We start from the raw sequence: 13313 nt of genomic DNA, 5'->3' as shown, positions 1-13313 counted from the left end.
TCTTGGTTTTGAGTTGTTTATTTATTTTAGTCTAATTTTGCCAAATGCCGTCAATTCGCCTCGAAACCCCAATAAATGCCCCAATTGAGCTGTGTTTTAACCTTTCGAGAAATATAGATATTCACCTGGCATCAACCAAACAAACGCAAGAAACTGCCATTGCCGGTAAAACATCGGGCTTAATTGAACTGGGCGAAACCGTAACATGGCGCGCCAGGCATTTTGGCGTTTGGCAAACGCTTACATCAAAAGTTACCGAAATGGAAGAGCCGTTTTTTTTTGCAGATGAAATGGTACACGGAGCTTTTAAATATTTTAGGCACGAGCACCACTTTATTGAGTATAATGGTTGTACCTTAATGACTGATGTTTTTATTTTTGAATCGCCTTTAAAAATATTAGGTAAATTAGCCAACGCGCTGTTTTTAACCCGGTACATGACTACTTTATTAGCAACACGTAACAGTATAATTAAACACCTTGCCGAGCAACAATAAACAAAACAAAGTACCTTAATTACCGTATACATAAACAAAAGCTATATTTATGAAAGTTTTTAAAGCCATATTGGCCGCGCTTGTATTGGCCATTATTTATGGCGGTTGCGCAAGGGATTCGAAGAAAAACACTGCCGTGGCAGCCGTACCCAAATTAGTGAGCGGCGATTTTAACGGCGATGGCAAGAAAGAAACGATAACGCTGATTAAGCCCAAACTAAATGCCGACGGAACAGCTTGCTTAGATAGTAGCTGCACGGCTTACATCAGGTTTTCGGATACTACAATTCATCAAATTGCTGTTAAAAATTGTATAGGGGGCACCCCCGATAATTTGGGCGACCTTAACGGCGACGGCAAAGATGAAATTGGCCTATTGCCCGATTGGTTTACAAGTTGCTGGCATAGCTACCTGGTTTATTCGTACACAAACGATGAATGGGTTTACGCTGTACCACCCATACCCACACATTGCAACCAGTGGGAAGCGAATATAAAGCCCATTGAAAAAGACTCGTTAAATAAAGGATACGTGGTTATACACTACAGCGAAATGGATAACGACAAAATTGTAACAAAATCTAAAATTATATCTATCAAATAGCTTCTTATTAACCACGAAAAACTGGGCTGGAATCACCTTGCGGGTTTTTTTTGACAGTTGCAGCCGTGTTTGTGATATTTAAAAACTGCTGAACTAAAACTTTAGTGTTAATTTATGTTAAAACATGTGCCAAATTAGATACATTAATATAACTTTATATCACCAAAGTATTTAGCCAACTTACAATACACAAAGTTCTTTATTTGGTAAATAATAAGGTCAGTTAATTAAAAAGAGAGAGCACCCCGTGTTTTCTCTTTTTTTTTGCCCGGGTTTTAAAAAGGTGTGCTAAAAACAGGAGCGGTTTCTTATTTTTTCTTTAACGAGCCATTAACTTAATTTTGCCCAATGGCATATAAAGGCTAATTTTAGGTGAGTTGATGATGAATAATCCGCAAAATAAAAAACGGCAAGATAAAAGTGGTGCATACATTTTGTTGTTGTTTTGCCTGGTAATCTTATTTTCGGCCTGGGATTATTATAGCAACGTACCGGTTGGGCCTTATCAACTTATATATCCTTCTAATTTTGGTAATCGCATTAATATACCCCAGGATAACCCAACAACAAAGCAAGGCGTTTATTTAGGCAGGCTGTTATTTTACGAACCTAAACTATCGGCCAATAACAAATTATCCTGCGGAAGCTGCCATCAGCAGGATAAAGCTTTTACCGACGGAAAAGCTTTTAGCGAAGGCGTGGATGGTGTGCCTACTCCGCGTAACTCCATGTCGTTAACTAATTTATTGTGGACACGCAGGTTTTTTTGGGATGGCAGGGTTACAGGGTTGGAAAGCCAGGCCGCCGTACCGCTAACCAATGAGCACGAAATGGGGCAGGCTTTGGCTGTATCGGCAAAAAAGCTAAAGGCCGATAAACAATATACTGCCTTATTTGAATTGGCATTTGGCGACCCCACGATAACCGGCGATCGCATTTTAAAAGCAATAGCACAATTTGAACGTACACTAATTTCGGCAAATTCGCGATACGATCAATATTTGCACGGAACCTATCAGCCAACAACCGACGAATTGAAGGGCATGGAGCTATTTAACCGCGATCCTGAGCCTGAAAAAGGTATTCGTGGTGCAAATTGCGCGCGCTGCCATGGCGGAGTTAAAAATTATAGCGAACTCTTCCACAATAATGGTTTGGATAGCATACCTAAAGACAATGGAATTGAAGCCCAGAGCGGACTGGCAAGCGATCGTGGCCGTTTTAAAGTACCCACATTGCGTAACATAGCCCTCACTGGGCCTTACATGCACGATGGCCGTTTTAAAACCCTGCAAGATGTTGTTGACCATTACAGCGATCACATCAGGCAATCGGTAGCGTTGAGTACTTTTTTGCGGGGACAATCTAACGAGAAAAACGGCAAAACGTTAAAATTGCTGCCCGAAGAAAAGAAACAACTTGTCGCTTTTTTAAATATGCTCACCGATTATACCTTTGTAAACGACCCGCGTTTTTCTGATCCGCATCAACCTGCATCTAAAAATAAACACCTATGAAAAAAATACAAACCCTTTTGCTTTCCGCATTATTTGCCTTGCTGTTAAATCCTGCTTTTACCAGCGCCCAAACAGGCAGCAAACAAGCAACGGTTAAAGTTAGTGGCGAGGTTTCGGCACCGCTTGATATTAAACTGAGCGATATGGCACAGTTTGAGCAAACCAAAGTAAACCGCAAAGATAGGGACGGTAAAGAGCGCGTATATTCGGGCGTGATGCTTTCGGCGATATTACAAAAAGCAGGCGTTACCATGGGTAAGGATTTGAAAGGGGAGAACCTTACCAAATATGTATCGGTTGAAGCAAGTGATGGTTACCAGGTTATATTTGCCTTAGTCGAACTGGATAAAGACTTTACCGACAGGCAGATTATTTTAGCCGACGAGGTTGACGGAAAGCCCCTGCCCGAAGGCGACGGGCAATTCCGTATCATAGTTCAGGATGAAAAGAAACCCGCCCGTTGCATCAAAATGGTAACAGCAATTACCATAAAATTTGCCAAATGATGAACTTGTAGACGCAACGGTATTTTGCCAAGGCAGGGACTAAAAACCAATTACAGTTAACAATTGGGCCTGTTATTGAAATTTAAAATCACAGCAATAACGCTCACTAAGTGGGTAAGTTGCCTTGTTTTACTATTTGGTTCGGTGTTCTTTAATGTATTCGGCCATGGTGTTTACATCCACCAACACCTTTCTGCCGTCTTTTGGGTCGCGAATATCAATGCCATACTCACGTTTCAGCAGCACTATCAATTCCAGCGAATCTATCGAATCTAAGCCTAAGCCATCGCCAAATAAAGGTTCATCATCCTTAATTTCTTCGGGCGTCATCGGGGTTAGGTTTAAAAACGAAATGATCTGTTGCTTTAACTGTTCTTTTAATTCTGCTGTTTCCATTAATTTCTATTATCTATAAACTTGCCGCGTTTTGGTTTCGCTAATAGCGGCTTAAACTAAATCAATTTTTTAACTTTTAACCCTAAAACGGCTGTAGCCTGTAATACCAGGGTTATACCCAGCAAAGGTATAATATTTACTAAAACATCTTTCAGCTTTCCACCCTCTAAAAAAAGCCCATAATAAGCTTCAAGGCACCAATGTAGGGGCGATAATTTCATCACAACCCTAAACGATTCGGGCATCGAAAAACTGGGCACCATTAAACCGCCTATAGCAGCCAGCATTACAATGGATATTGCTCCAAAGCCATTTGCTTGTTCTTGCGTTTGCGCAAATACCCCTATACAAATAGCATAGCTTACCGCGCACCAGCCACACACCAACGATACAAAAACCAGCGCGCCAAAATCTGCCGGGAGATTTAATACAGGTAAACCCATGTAAGGGAAAAGCCATATCCCGATAGCAAATATAACCGCAGCCTGTAGCAGGGTAACTAAAAGATAGGTGATTTGTTTGGACAAAAGCGCCACAAAATAATTGGTAGGCAGGGTTTTTAACCGGATAAAACTGCCGCTTAATTTTTCGCGAACGATACTCCCGGCAAGGGATATGACCACAAAAAACATAGCAAAGATAGTCCACGACGGTACGTTGTGTTGTGATGCATTGGGAATATTGCGGCTGCCATCCCATAAAACAGGGGTTTCGGTAATGGTAATTTTATTGTTAAGCAGTTCATCTTCCAGTTTAGGCGGAAGTTTTTTCGAGTTGATAGCGAGGTACATAACCCTAAGTATCTGCTTGCTTTGTACAACCTGCAAAGCACTGTAAAGCGCGCCCTGTACAGATTGCCTGAACTGGTTTTGCAGTGCTGGCTTATAATACATATTGAGAGGCAGCATGGGCTTTGCAGCCGAATCTACTTTGCCACCATCGAGGCCAAAAGTGTTAAGTGCCTTGCCCGATACCAGCTTTGCCTTTGCATCTATCATTGTCGAAAAATCGGCGGGAATAACGATGGCTAATGGTGCCTCGCTATTGTGCATGCGCTCGGTTAAGTTTTCACTACGCTCAGTTTTGGGGATAGTTTGCATTTTAAACATGCCTATACCATTAACAGCTTGCAAAAACTCTACACTCAGTTTCCCTGTATCGTTATTGCAAACCAGCAGTGCAACCTTGCTTTTATTCACCAGGTTAAAGGTGCTGTTTTGTATACTGGTGATGATAAGCACCAGCGCTATGGGCATGCCAAACATCAAAGTAATACCAACCTTATCCCGGCTTAATATCCGTATATCTTTAATTATAGTTGCCCACAGTTTAAACATATTAATCCCTGTAGTTTTTACCTGTTAAATTTAAAAACAGGCCCTCAAGCCCATCCTGTTTGTGTTCGGTTAATAAGTTGCTTAGGCTGTTATGCGCAATGAGTTTACCCTCGTCTATCATGGCTACTTGTTGGCAAAGGCCTTCGGCCTCGCTTAACTGGTGCGATGTATAAATGAGCGTGGTGCCGTTTTTATTGAGTTCTAACAAATAGTTGATGATAGCATGCCGGGTTTGTACATCTACGCCAACAGTAGGTTCGTCTAAAAACAAAATGGCGGGGTTGTGTATTACGCCAATAGCCAAATTAACGCGCCGCTTCATCCCACCCGAAAACTGCTGAACCGGTTTATCACTCACATCGGCCAAGCCTAAAACATCCAGCAATAGGGTAGTGCGCAATTTTATTTGCTGCCTGTTTAGGCCACACCATGCGCCAAAAAATTCCAGATTTTCAACCGGACTTAACTCCTGGTAAAAAGAAAAATCTTGCGGTACAAAGCCAAATAGCTTGTTAACTTGCTTGTTGTTGCCTTTAATCTCTTGGCCCAACAGTTGTATTCTACCTGCTTTAACAGATAATAAGCCGGTCATCAGGTTCATTAATGTGGTTTTGCCGGCTCCGTTGGGCCCAAATAAGCCAAAACGTTCGCCTTTTTGTATTTGCAGGTTAAAATTCCGGAAAAAGGTATTGTTATTTCCGGGATAGTTAAACGCAATGTTTTGTATGTTAATGGCCACATTGCTCATGGCTTCCATGTAATTTTCGATAGCGATGTAAACGCCTGTTTTTCTATCTCGGCAATCTCAAATAAATATTCGCTCATCTGGTTAAAATCTTCCTGACTTCCAATTCTGCCCTTATATATTCCCGAAGCCTGTACGGCAGCCGAGCGCCATAAATCGCCCGCTTGGGTAAATGTGTTTGATATTTCGAGCAAATCGTCGTTGGGTAAATAGGCATGGGCCTGCTGCAAAAAAGCGCCATAAATGTAACGGAAACCACCACCGCCGGTGCCAATTTCTTCTTGCATACGTACCAGTTGGGCAAGGTATAAACCTGCAGTTTTTAAGCCAAGCTTATCGCGCCAGTTTTTTATCCGTTTGGCTATAAATTTTATGCCATCCACACCTGCAATGGGGCCTGGAATGTGCAGCATATTATTCACATTTTTGGCGATGCCTTTTTTTATTGCCCTGCGTATTTGCTCATCGGTAACCGGGCGCCCTTCTTTAGGGTAATATAACTGGCCCTTTGGTGCCAATGCGCCTTTTGCAAAACGTACGCGTTCTAATTCATAACTCGTCATGGTGGTAACGGTCTCCATCACCGGGTCGCTTATCAGGTAATTATCGCCCTCTTTGCCATAAACTATCAGGTTGTGGGCATTAAAATGGAAACGGTATTCTTTCGGGAAATAAGGCAGATAATATACACCAACCTGGCAACCAACCGGGTGCCCATCGGCCAAACATTGGTCGAGGTAGCTTTGAGCTTTTTGCTTTGAGCTAAATTTTTTTCGTACAACAGGTATATCCAAAGCCTTACAGGTGCGGTTAAATACCAAACCCGGTAACGTGCGGAAAGCAATTGCGGGCCCGTTATTAATTTTAATAAGCGGGATGTAAACAAAAAAAAGCCCAGCGCCAATACCAAAAGCAAGCGGCTCGGTAATTTGATGAACACCCACATTTTGCAGCAGGCTGGTGGTTACACCGTTTTCGCAATGTGCCGCCTGAAAGTGTTCATAATTAAGTTTCATTAACGCTCATGTTTTTTAAATCGGCTATGCTCACGTTAAAAACCTCGGCATAGCGTTGCAGTTTTTTGTCGGATAATACTTTAAATACACCCGGCTTTAAATGCCTGCTGATTTGCCATTTCCAAAAGCCGGTATAACCGGCCAGTATGCTTATATCCATTAAAGCCTTCTCCATAAAAAAAAGCAGCGGGCTAGCCTCGTTGTTTAATACCTTTTGCCTCGCCTGTTCCACGCGCAAAGCAATATCGTCCCAGGCGGCATCAAGGGCGGTTATTTTAACATCCCAGCCCTTACTTAGTTGGGTAGTGTATTTGCCGTTTTCGTCGGTGGCGTAGCAAACTTCCTTGGTTATTTTGCCCAGCGAACTTAAATCCTGCGGCACATCTTCCTTTTTCATCAGATGCTAAACAACGGTAAGCATGGCGTACATATACGAGAAGCGCGAACTCTCGGGCACCAGCAGCAACAGTTTTTCGCCAACCTTTAACCTGCCGCTGTTAAAAAGCTCATTAATCATTAAATAAATTGAAGCCGCACCAACGTTACCAACGGTGTAAAGGTTGATAAACCATTTTTCGTAGGGGATGCCGCCGCCATATATCTCAACCAAATCGTAAATTTTGCTCTTGAAAAAATTGCTCGATATATGCGGTAAAAAATGATCGATGTCTGCAGCGGTTAATCCTCTCCGTTCAAATATCTCTTTTATTTTTTTGCCGCCCAGCGCAACAATATTATCGCTCAATAAATTAATATCCTGCTTTACGCTGAAGATGGATTTAGTCATGATTTCTTCGGGCGTATAATCCATAAAGCCTTTTAGCGTGCCATCGGGTTGTTTATCGCCGCCCATGTACATACAGGTTTCCATTTCGTTGGCGTACGAAATACCTTCTATCCAATCTAACCGCAGGCTAATGCCCTCCTTATTCGGCTCGTCGGACATTAAGAAGGCTGAAGCTCCGTCGGACAACATCCACCGTAAAAAATCCTTTTGGAAGGCGATGTATGGGTTGGCATTTAACTCAACCAGCTTTTGCGCTTCTTCCTCAAACACATCGGCAACCAGTAAGCCCGAAAACCTTTCGGATCCCGTGGCAACGGCCAGCTTAACATCGCCCGTGCGGATAGCCATATAGGCGTATTTTAGCGCGTGCATACCTGCGCAGCATACACCTGCCGGCGATACCACTTCAATAGCTTCGGCCTCGGGCAGCCATCCGTGCGTCATTACGCCGTGGCTCGGCATCATTTGGTCGGGCGATGAGGTGCCGCACGATAGCAGTTCAATATCCTTAATATGCAAAGGTGCATCTTTAAACAACTCCTTTACCGCTAAGGCTGTCATTTGCGCATTGGTATGGGTTGATTTGCCTCCTTTTTCGAGCGCGTAATAGCGGTTTACAATGGCATTATTACGTAAAACAATACTTTTTGATTTTGATGGCTTACCATTAATATAACCCAGGTAAAGCTCCATATCATCATTAGGAACGGCTTGGTTTGGAAAAAAAGCAGAAGTTTTATTAATATAAACGGGCATATACAAATTTATGATAGACTTAAAAAATATTGCTTCCGGGCCATAATTCGCTTAGGTGTTGTAAAGCGAAAAAATATGGCGTTTAGCGTTAGCATAACAGGCGCGCCAATCCAAAAGGCAACTAACAGATAGTACTTGAATACCTTTAACCAAGGCATTTTGTTTTTTCTTTTCGAAATAAATGTTGCCCAAACTTTAAAAATTTTACCTGCAACGGTTTCAATTACCATTAAGTTGTACTTTAATACAACAGCCTTTTGGGCATTAAGCTCATCCTGAAAGCCGTTATAATTATTATTAAGCAGATGGGGCAGCAGGCTTTCGCCGAAGTTTTTGCTCCGTTTTATTTCATCATCGGGTACACCCGGAGGCGGAAATATATTGAGGTACCTATCCTTTTTGCCCTTGAGCATCCAGTGGAAAATGGTAACAAAACTAACAGGGTTGGCATGCGTATCAACAAGGGCTATATTGCCAACATGTTTTGCCCCGGCAGCACTAATTAGTTTTTTTACCCGTACAAAGGCATTGAGCCACATATTGCGGGCCCCCGTTACTGTTATAACCGGCGCATCTTTTAGCAAAGCCTTAAAAGCAACATCATTCATCAATGAGTTAAAGGGGATGCTGGGCGATAAAAACCAGGCCTGGTAACCCAGTATAATTAAATCGTATTGGGTTTGTTTTAAGGTAAAAGGTTCTAATTCGGCTGGTATATCCAGTTGGCAATCGGGCATTACACTAAAAAACCGGTCTGTTGTCCAGGGGAAGGCGTAATTGTTTTTTAGGTTAACGTTTACTTTTTCCACATCAATCCCGGCTTCCTCAAGCGGCCCGGTAAAATTATCAAGTATGTCCCTTAACTGGCCCGATTGTGTGTAGCAAATTGCTAAAACCTTTTTACTCATGCGTTCAAAAAAAATTAAAGATCCTGTTGGCGTAATATTTTCGAACTTTTACTGTAATCAACAATGGCATCCTGCACTACAAGCGGCAGGCTTTTAAATTGTTTTTTAATTTGCAATTTATCGCCATCAAGCTGTTTATTGTATTTTACAATTTTAGGGGCATGCTCTTGTATAATTAACCGTAAAAAACGGTATTCGGCGTTGCTGGTGTCCTGGGCAATTTCGGTTTCCAGCTTAATGCGGCCTTCTTTAAATAATTTTAACTTTTGCGCGGGTATTTTTACCAGGCCTGCTTTCCGCATTAAAAGAGTGCCTTCAAAAGCTTCCTTTTGATGTGCTGATGAAGTATTTAGCACCAAAAGTTGGTTGTTAATAACCTCTACCTTTTCCGATTTTATGGCCGCGTAAAAAGCCTCGCGGTCTAATTTCTGAAGCAGACCTTCGCCTTGAGCAACAGCAATCAGCAGCATTAAAAGCAGCAGCAAAATAGTCCTTATCTTCATCTATAAAACAAACAATTAACCATGCGAATATAAATATTTATGTTGAACTTGATATTTAGTATGCATGTGTTAGCCTTATTTTGATAGATTTCCATTACTTTTGGGGCTTAGCCATTGTGTTAAAAAGGGGTTAAAGGCCTCAAATTATATATATTTATAACAACGTTAAGTGCATAGTCCCCTAAAGCAATTTACCAACCATTGGGCCATTATTTTAGGCGGCTCGAGTGGTTTTGGATTGGCATCTGTTGAAAAACTTGCCTCTCATGGTATGAACATCGCTATACTGTACCGCGAAACCCGTTCTTCCGAAAGGGAACTTAAAAACAAACTTACCCTGCTTGCCCAAATTCATAACGTTATAATAGCTCCCTTCAATATAAATGCGCTGGATGCCTCAGGGCGCGAACAATTTATTGAGCAAACTAATACTATAATAGCCAAGGGAAGTGTTAAATTGCTGCTGCACTCTATCGCCCGCGGAAATTTAAAGCCGCTAATGGCCGATGCCGACGGCGGGGCACTTTCGGTAGCCGATATTGAACATACCAGTTACGCCATGAGCAATAGTTTGCTTGATTGGGCAAGGCTGCTTATTAAAAACCAGCTTTTTAATACCGATGCCCGCATAATTGGTTTAACCAGCGAAGGTTCAAACCGGCATTGGGACGGCTATGCGGCCGTTTCGATAGCCAAGGCATCGTTACAGAGCCTGGCTACTTACATGGCCGTGGAGTTGAGCAAATATGGCCTCCGTACCAATTTGATACAGGCCGGCGTTACCAATACACCATCGTTAAGAATGATTGCCGGCAGCGAACAATTAATTGAAACTGCTGTTAACAGGAACCCAATGGGCAGAATTACCGAACCGCAGGATGTGGCCAATGTAATTTACCTATTGTGTACCGCCGAGGCGGCCTGGATAAACGGATCGTTAATTCATGTAGATGGCGGAGAGCACTGCCGCTAATTATTTAATGCTATTGATAAAACATGAATAACGATATATTAAGCCATTTACCTTACAAATCTTCGTTTTTGTTTGTTGATAACATTACCGCTATTGACGATGATGGCGTTACAGGCAACTATACTTTAAAGCCAGATGCTTTTTTTTACGAAGATCATTTTGTTGGTAACCCGGTAACCCCAGGCGTTATTATTACCGAAATTATGGCGCAAATAGGCCTTGTTGTGTTAGGCATCCATTTAATGATAAGCGGGCAACACGAAGAGGGGGTATTGATGGGACAGGATTCGTTTCCTCTGCTCACATCAACCAATATTGACTTTTTTAAAATGGTACTACCCGGAGAGAAAGTTGTTGTAACATCCAAAAAACAATATTTTAGGTTCGGTAAATTAAAATGCGCTGTTGAGATGCTTAACGAGGCTAACCAAGTAGTGGCAAAAGGTATATTTTCGGGAATTATTAAAAGTGCCGTAAAAAGATAAATAAAGCATATGGGTGGTAGAGTTGTAGTTACGGGTTTAGGTGTGGTTTCTCCAAACGGGATAGGTATTCCCGATTTTTTGCAGGCTATCCAAAACGGCGTATCGGGCATAAAATTCGTTCCCGAATACGAAGAACTAAAATTTAACTGCCAGGTGAGCGGAACTCCGGCCTTTGAATGGGAGCAACTGCGTAACTATATTCCGGAAACATCATTGTATGGTTTAAAAGGTAAGGGTATAGCCTTTGGCATTAAAGCGGCCCTTGATGCCTGGATGGACGCCGGGAACGAAATTTATAGCCCGCATACGCTTTGGGATACCGGGTGTGTTTTTGGCAGCAGCGTATCAGACACAGACGTGATAAAAAATGCCATAACCCGTGTTGACGCTAAAGAATCAAAAAAATTAGGTTCGCGGGTGGTAGAACAAATTATGAATAGCGGTGTTACAGCCTATATTTCGGGACGATTGGGTTTGGGGAACAAAATAGTTAACAACTCTGCCGCGTGTGCCACGGGCACGCAATCGGTATTAATGGGTTACGAGTACATTAAGTTTGGCATGGCCAAACGCATGGTTGTAGGCAGTTGCGAATATGTAGACAAATACATTTTTGGCGGTTTTGATTCGATGCGGGTTTTATCGCGCAAGTTTAACCATGAGCCGCAAAAGGCATCGCGCCCAATGAGTTTAACTGCCGGGGGCTTTGTACCCGGTTCGGGCGCGGGAGCTTTGGTTTTAGAAGATTTGGACTATGCGCTGGCCCGCGGAGCGAAAATTTATGCCGAAATACTTGGCGGTTCAACTAACTCGGGCGGCCAGCGCAATGGTGGCAGCATGACGGCCCCAGCCGCCGACGGCGTAATTAAATGCATTAACGAAGCAATAAAGCTATCAAACATTGACGCAAGCGAGATTGACCTGGTGAGCGGCCATTTAACCGCAACAATTGCCGATAAGTTTGAAATTGAAAACTGGAGCAAGGCTTTGAAGAGGAGCGGGGACGCTTTCCCTATGGTAAATTCGCTTAAATCCATGGTGGGGCACAGCCTGAGCGCGGCTGGTTCGTTGGAAACCGTTGCCGCCGTTTTGCAAATTGTTAATAATTTTGTGCATCCGAATGTTAACTTAGACGACCCCAACCCTGAAATAATTGAAATAACGGGCGAAAATAATTTGCCCACAAAAAAAATAAATAGGGAAATCAATATTGTAGCAAAAGCTAATTTTGGTTTTGGTGATGTTAACACCTGTTTAATCATATCAAAATATAATAACTGATGAGTAGAGAAGAAATTTTAAGTGAACTAAAAAAAGTGCTGGTACCTTACACCGAAAACAAAGAAATGCTTGCCGGCATAACCGAAGAAACCGACCTGATAAAAGATCTGAATATCAATTCGGCCAACCTGGTTGATATTATTATTGATGCGGAATCGCAATACAATATTGAAATTGATTTTGATTCGGCCGAAAAAATGTACACCGTAGGTAACTGCATAGATGTAATTGCCGAGAAAATAAATCACTCTGCTTGATAAGCATCGGCAACGATATTGTTGATTTGAATGCCATCAACAAGCAGCGCACTGCCGATACTCGTTTCTATTCCAAATTTATCACTCCCGCCGAAATTGAACTTCATGATCCGGCCATAGCTACGCTACCGTTACAAAGTTTTGTATGGTTACTATGGTCGGTTAAAGAGGCCGTTTATAAATATCAAAAAAGGCTTAACCCGCAATTGGTATTTGCGCCCATTAAAATTGTAGTTAAACAAATTACCGTTCCCGCATTATACAACGCCGCCCAATTTAATAGTGATAGCTGGGAGGGTAGCCCAAACCATAATGATTTTTGTTTTGGGTGCGCCACCGGCAACGGCCAAACACTATTTTTTAAAACCATTATTCATCAATATTATATTGCCACTATTGTAAGTAACAATAGCTTGTTTCCTCATGTTTACTGGGGCGTGCAGCGTATTGCTAATGGCGGCCATCAACATCAATCGCAACTTGTACGCACGTTTTTACTAAACAAACTCAGCAGTGTTTTTATAAAGCAAGATCTCGCTTTGCAAAAAAGCCCGGTTGGTTATCCTGTTCTTTTAGTTAACAATATTGAAGCCTGCATGCCTATCTCGCTGGCTCATCATGGCTTGTTTACTTCGTATTGCTTTCAGTTAAATTTGCAAGGGTTGTAATGCAAATTGCTATTTATGCTTTTTGTAATTGCGGTTTAGTTTACTGTTTTAAAACAGCATGAGGCATAGGGTATCCA

The 13313-nt window shown here is 42.1% G+C and carries 17 protein-coding genes; 9 read left to right on the top strand and 8 right to left on the bottom strand.

Features of this window, described 5'->3' with window-relative positions; translation table 11 throughout:
• Positions 1–44: 44 nt before the first annotated feature.
• The 4 genes from BDD43_RS20290 to BDD43_RS20275 all read left to right on the top strand — a co-directional run bounded on the left by BDD43_RS20290 (position 45) and on the right by BDD43_RS20275 (position 3124).
• Positions 45–497, top strand: coding sequence for an SRPBCC family protein (locus BDD43_RS20290; RefSeq protein ID WP_121199394.1), 453 nt, complete (start codon positions 45–47; stop codon positions 495–497).
• Positions 498–546: 49 nt separating this feature from the next.
• On the top strand, positions 547–1101 hold the full coding sequence (locus tag BDD43_RS20285; protein WP_121199393.1) for a hypothetical protein: 555 nt from the start codon (positions 547–549) through the stop codon (positions 1099–1101).
• A gap of 380 nt (positions 1102–1481) precedes the next feature.
• Positions 1482–2618, top strand: coding sequence for a cytochrome-c peroxidase (locus tag BDD43_RS20280; protein ID WP_246001683.1), 1137 nt, complete (start codon positions 1482–1484; stop codon positions 2616–2618).
• A complete protein-coding gene (locus BDD43_RS20275; protein ID WP_121199391.1) occupies positions 2615–3124 on the top strand; it encodes a molybdopterin-dependent oxidoreductase in 510 nt (169 codons plus the stop codon). The genes BDD43_RS20280 and BDD43_RS20275 overlap by 4 nt, the downstream gene beginning before the upstream one ends.
• 132 nt (positions 3125–3256) lie before the next feature.
• Here the strand turns inward: BDD43_RS20275 and BDD43_RS20270 are convergent, their stop codons facing one another.
• Genes BDD43_RS20270 through BDD43_RS20235 form a run of 8 tightly spaced genes read right to left on the bottom strand, consistent with a single transcriptional unit; the run spans position 3257 to position 9572 of the window.
• Entirely contained in the window at positions 3257–3520 is a 264-nt protein-coding gene (locus BDD43_RS20270; RefSeq protein ID WP_121199390.1) for a phosphopantetheine-binding protein, read from the bottom strand.
• Between the two features lie 56 nt (positions 3521–3576).
• Positions 3577–4857: an ABC transporter permease gene (locus BDD43_RS20265; protein ID WP_121199389.1), complete on the bottom strand. Its 1281-nt coding sequence runs from the start codon at positions 4855–4857 to the stop codon at positions 3577–3579.
• A gap of 1 nt (position 4858) precedes the next feature.
• On the bottom strand, positions 4859–5614 hold the full coding sequence (locus BDD43_RS20260) for an ABC transporter ATP-binding protein (RefSeq protein WP_246001681.1): 756 nt from the start codon (positions 5612–5614) through the stop codon (positions 4859–4861).
• Entirely contained in the window at positions 5602–6618 is a 1017-nt protein-coding gene (locus BDD43_RS20255) for a BtrH N-terminal domain-containing protein (protein ID WP_121199388.1), read from the bottom strand. Before BDD43_RS20255 ends, BDD43_RS20260 begins: the two co-directional genes overlap by 13 nt.
• Positions 6608–7015 carry a hypothetical protein gene (locus BDD43_RS20250; RefSeq protein WP_121199387.1) on the bottom strand — a complete coding sequence of 136 codons (408 nt, stop codon included), beginning with the start codon at positions 7013–7015 and terminating at the stop codon, positions 6608–6610. Before BDD43_RS20250 ends, BDD43_RS20255 begins: the two co-directional genes overlap by 11 nt.
• A 6-nt stretch (positions 7016–7021) precedes the next feature.
• The gene (locus BDD43_RS20245; protein ID WP_121199386.1) at positions 7022–8161 is read right to left on the bottom strand and encodes a beta-ketoacyl-ACP synthase III; all 1140 of its coding nucleotides are present in this window, start codon (positions 8159–8161) and stop codon (positions 7022–7024) included.
• Between the two features lie 8 nt (positions 8162–8169).
• Positions 8170–9069 (bottom strand): hypothetical protein, encoded by a 900-nt coding sequence (locus BDD43_RS20240; protein WP_121199385.1) that lies wholly within the window; start codon positions 9067–9069, stop codon positions 8170–8172.
• A gap of 14 nt (positions 9070–9083) precedes the next feature.
• Positions 9084–9572 carry a hypothetical protein gene (locus tag BDD43_RS20235; protein WP_121199384.1) on the bottom strand — a complete coding sequence of 163 codons (489 nt, stop codon included), beginning with the start codon at positions 9570–9572 and terminating at the stop codon, positions 9084–9086.
• Between the two features lie 169 nt (positions 9573–9741).
• Between BDD43_RS20235 and BDD43_RS20230 the strand changes: the two genes are divergently transcribed.
• From BDD43_RS20230 to BDD43_RS20210, 5 genes are read left to right on the top strand one after another with little or no spacing between them, the layout of a single operon-like run.
• The gene (locus BDD43_RS20230; RefSeq protein ID WP_121199383.1) at positions 9742–10545 is read left to right on the top strand and encodes an SDR family oxidoreductase; all 804 of its coding nucleotides are present in this window, start codon (positions 9742–9744) and stop codon (positions 10543–10545) included.
• A gap of 23 nt (positions 10546–10568) precedes the next feature.
• Complete coding sequence (locus BDD43_RS20225; RefSeq protein ID WP_121199382.1) at positions 10569–11030, top strand: 3-hydroxyacyl-ACP dehydratase FabZ family protein; 462 nt, start codon at positions 10569–10571, stop codon at positions 11028–11030.
• A gap of 9 nt (positions 11031–11039) precedes the next feature.
• Positions 11040–12311 (top strand): beta-ketoacyl-[acyl-carrier-protein] synthase family protein, encoded by a 1272-nt coding sequence (locus BDD43_RS20220; protein WP_121199381.1) that lies wholly within the window; start codon positions 11040–11042, stop codon positions 12309–12311.
• On the top strand, positions 12311–12568 hold the full coding sequence (locus BDD43_RS20215; RefSeq protein ID WP_121199380.1) for an acyl carrier protein: 258 nt from the start codon (positions 12311–12313) through the stop codon (positions 12566–12568). The genes BDD43_RS20220 and BDD43_RS20215 overlap by 1 nt, the downstream gene beginning before the upstream one ends.
• Positions 12565–13236 (top strand): 4'-phosphopantetheinyl transferase family protein, encoded by a 672-nt coding sequence (locus tag BDD43_RS20210; protein ID WP_162847122.1) that lies wholly within the window; start codon positions 12565–12567, stop codon positions 13234–13236. The genes BDD43_RS20215 and BDD43_RS20210 overlap by 4 nt, the downstream gene beginning before the upstream one ends.
• The last annotated feature ends 77 nt before the right edge of the window (positions 13237–13313 follow it).

The sequence above is a fragment of the Mucilaginibacter gracilis genome, assembly GCF_003633615.1.
In the GTDB taxonomy this organism is placed as follows: Bacteria; Bacteroidota; Bacteroidia; order Sphingobacteriales; family Sphingobacteriaceae; genus Mucilaginibacter; species Mucilaginibacter gracilis.
This window is presented reverse-complemented; position numbering and strand designations above follow the sequence as displayed.

Coding starts and splice junctions, on each gene's coding strand:
- BDD43_RS20240 (WP_121199385.1), bottom strand. CDS start 9,069: ATGAGTAAAAAGGTTTTAGCAATTTGCTACACACAATCGGGCCAGTTA.
- BDD43_RS20270 (WP_121199390.1), bottom strand. CDS start 3,520: ATGGAAACAGCAGAATTAAAAGAACAGTTAAAGCAACAGATCATTTCG.
- BDD43_RS20290 (WP_121199394.1), top strand. CDS start 45: ATGCCGTCAATTCGCCTCGAAACCCCAATAAATGCCCCAATTGAGCTG.
- BDD43_RS20215 (WP_121199380.1), top strand. CDS start 12,311: ATGAGTAGAGAAGAAATTTTAAGTGAACTAAAAAAAGTGCTGGTACCT.
- BDD43_RS20235 (WP_121199384.1), bottom strand. CDS start 9,572: ATGAAGATAAGGACTATTTTGCTGCTGCTTTTAATGCTGCTGATTGCT.
- BDD43_RS20225 (WP_121199382.1), top strand. CDS start 10,569: ATGAATAACGATATATTAAGCCATTTACCTTACAAATCTTCGTTTTTG.
- BDD43_RS20280 (WP_246001683.1), top strand. CDS start 1,482: ATGATGAATAATCCGCAAAATAAAAAACGGCAAGATAAAAGTGGTGCA.
- BDD43_RS20255 (WP_121199388.1), bottom strand. CDS start 6,618: ATGAAACTTAATTATGAACACTTTCAGGCGGCACATTGCGAAAACGGT.
- BDD43_RS20275 (WP_121199391.1), top strand. CDS start 2,615: ATGAAAAAAATACAAACCCTTTTGCTTTCCGCATTATTTGCCTTGCTG.
- BDD43_RS20250 (WP_121199387.1), bottom strand. CDS start 7,015: ATGAAAAAGGAAGATGTGCCGCAGGATTTAAGTTCGCTGGGCAAAATA.
- BDD43_RS20220 (WP_121199381.1), top strand. CDS start 11,040: ATGGGTGGTAGAGTTGTAGTTACGGGTTTAGGTGTGGTTTCTCCAAAC.
- BDD43_RS20285 (WP_121199393.1), top strand. CDS start 547: ATGAAAGTTTTTAAAGCCATATTGGCCGCGCTTGTATTGGCCATTATT.
- BDD43_RS20260 (WP_246001681.1), bottom strand. CDS start 5,614: ATGGAAGCCATGAGCAATGTGGCCATTAACATACAAAACATTGCGTTT.
- BDD43_RS20245 (WP_121199386.1), bottom strand. CDS start 8,161: ATGCCCGTTTATATTAATAAAACTTCTGCTTTTTTTCCAAACCAAGCC.
- BDD43_RS20265 (WP_121199389.1), bottom strand. CDS start 4,857: ATGTTTAAACTGTGGGCAACTATAATTAAAGATATACGGATATTAAGC.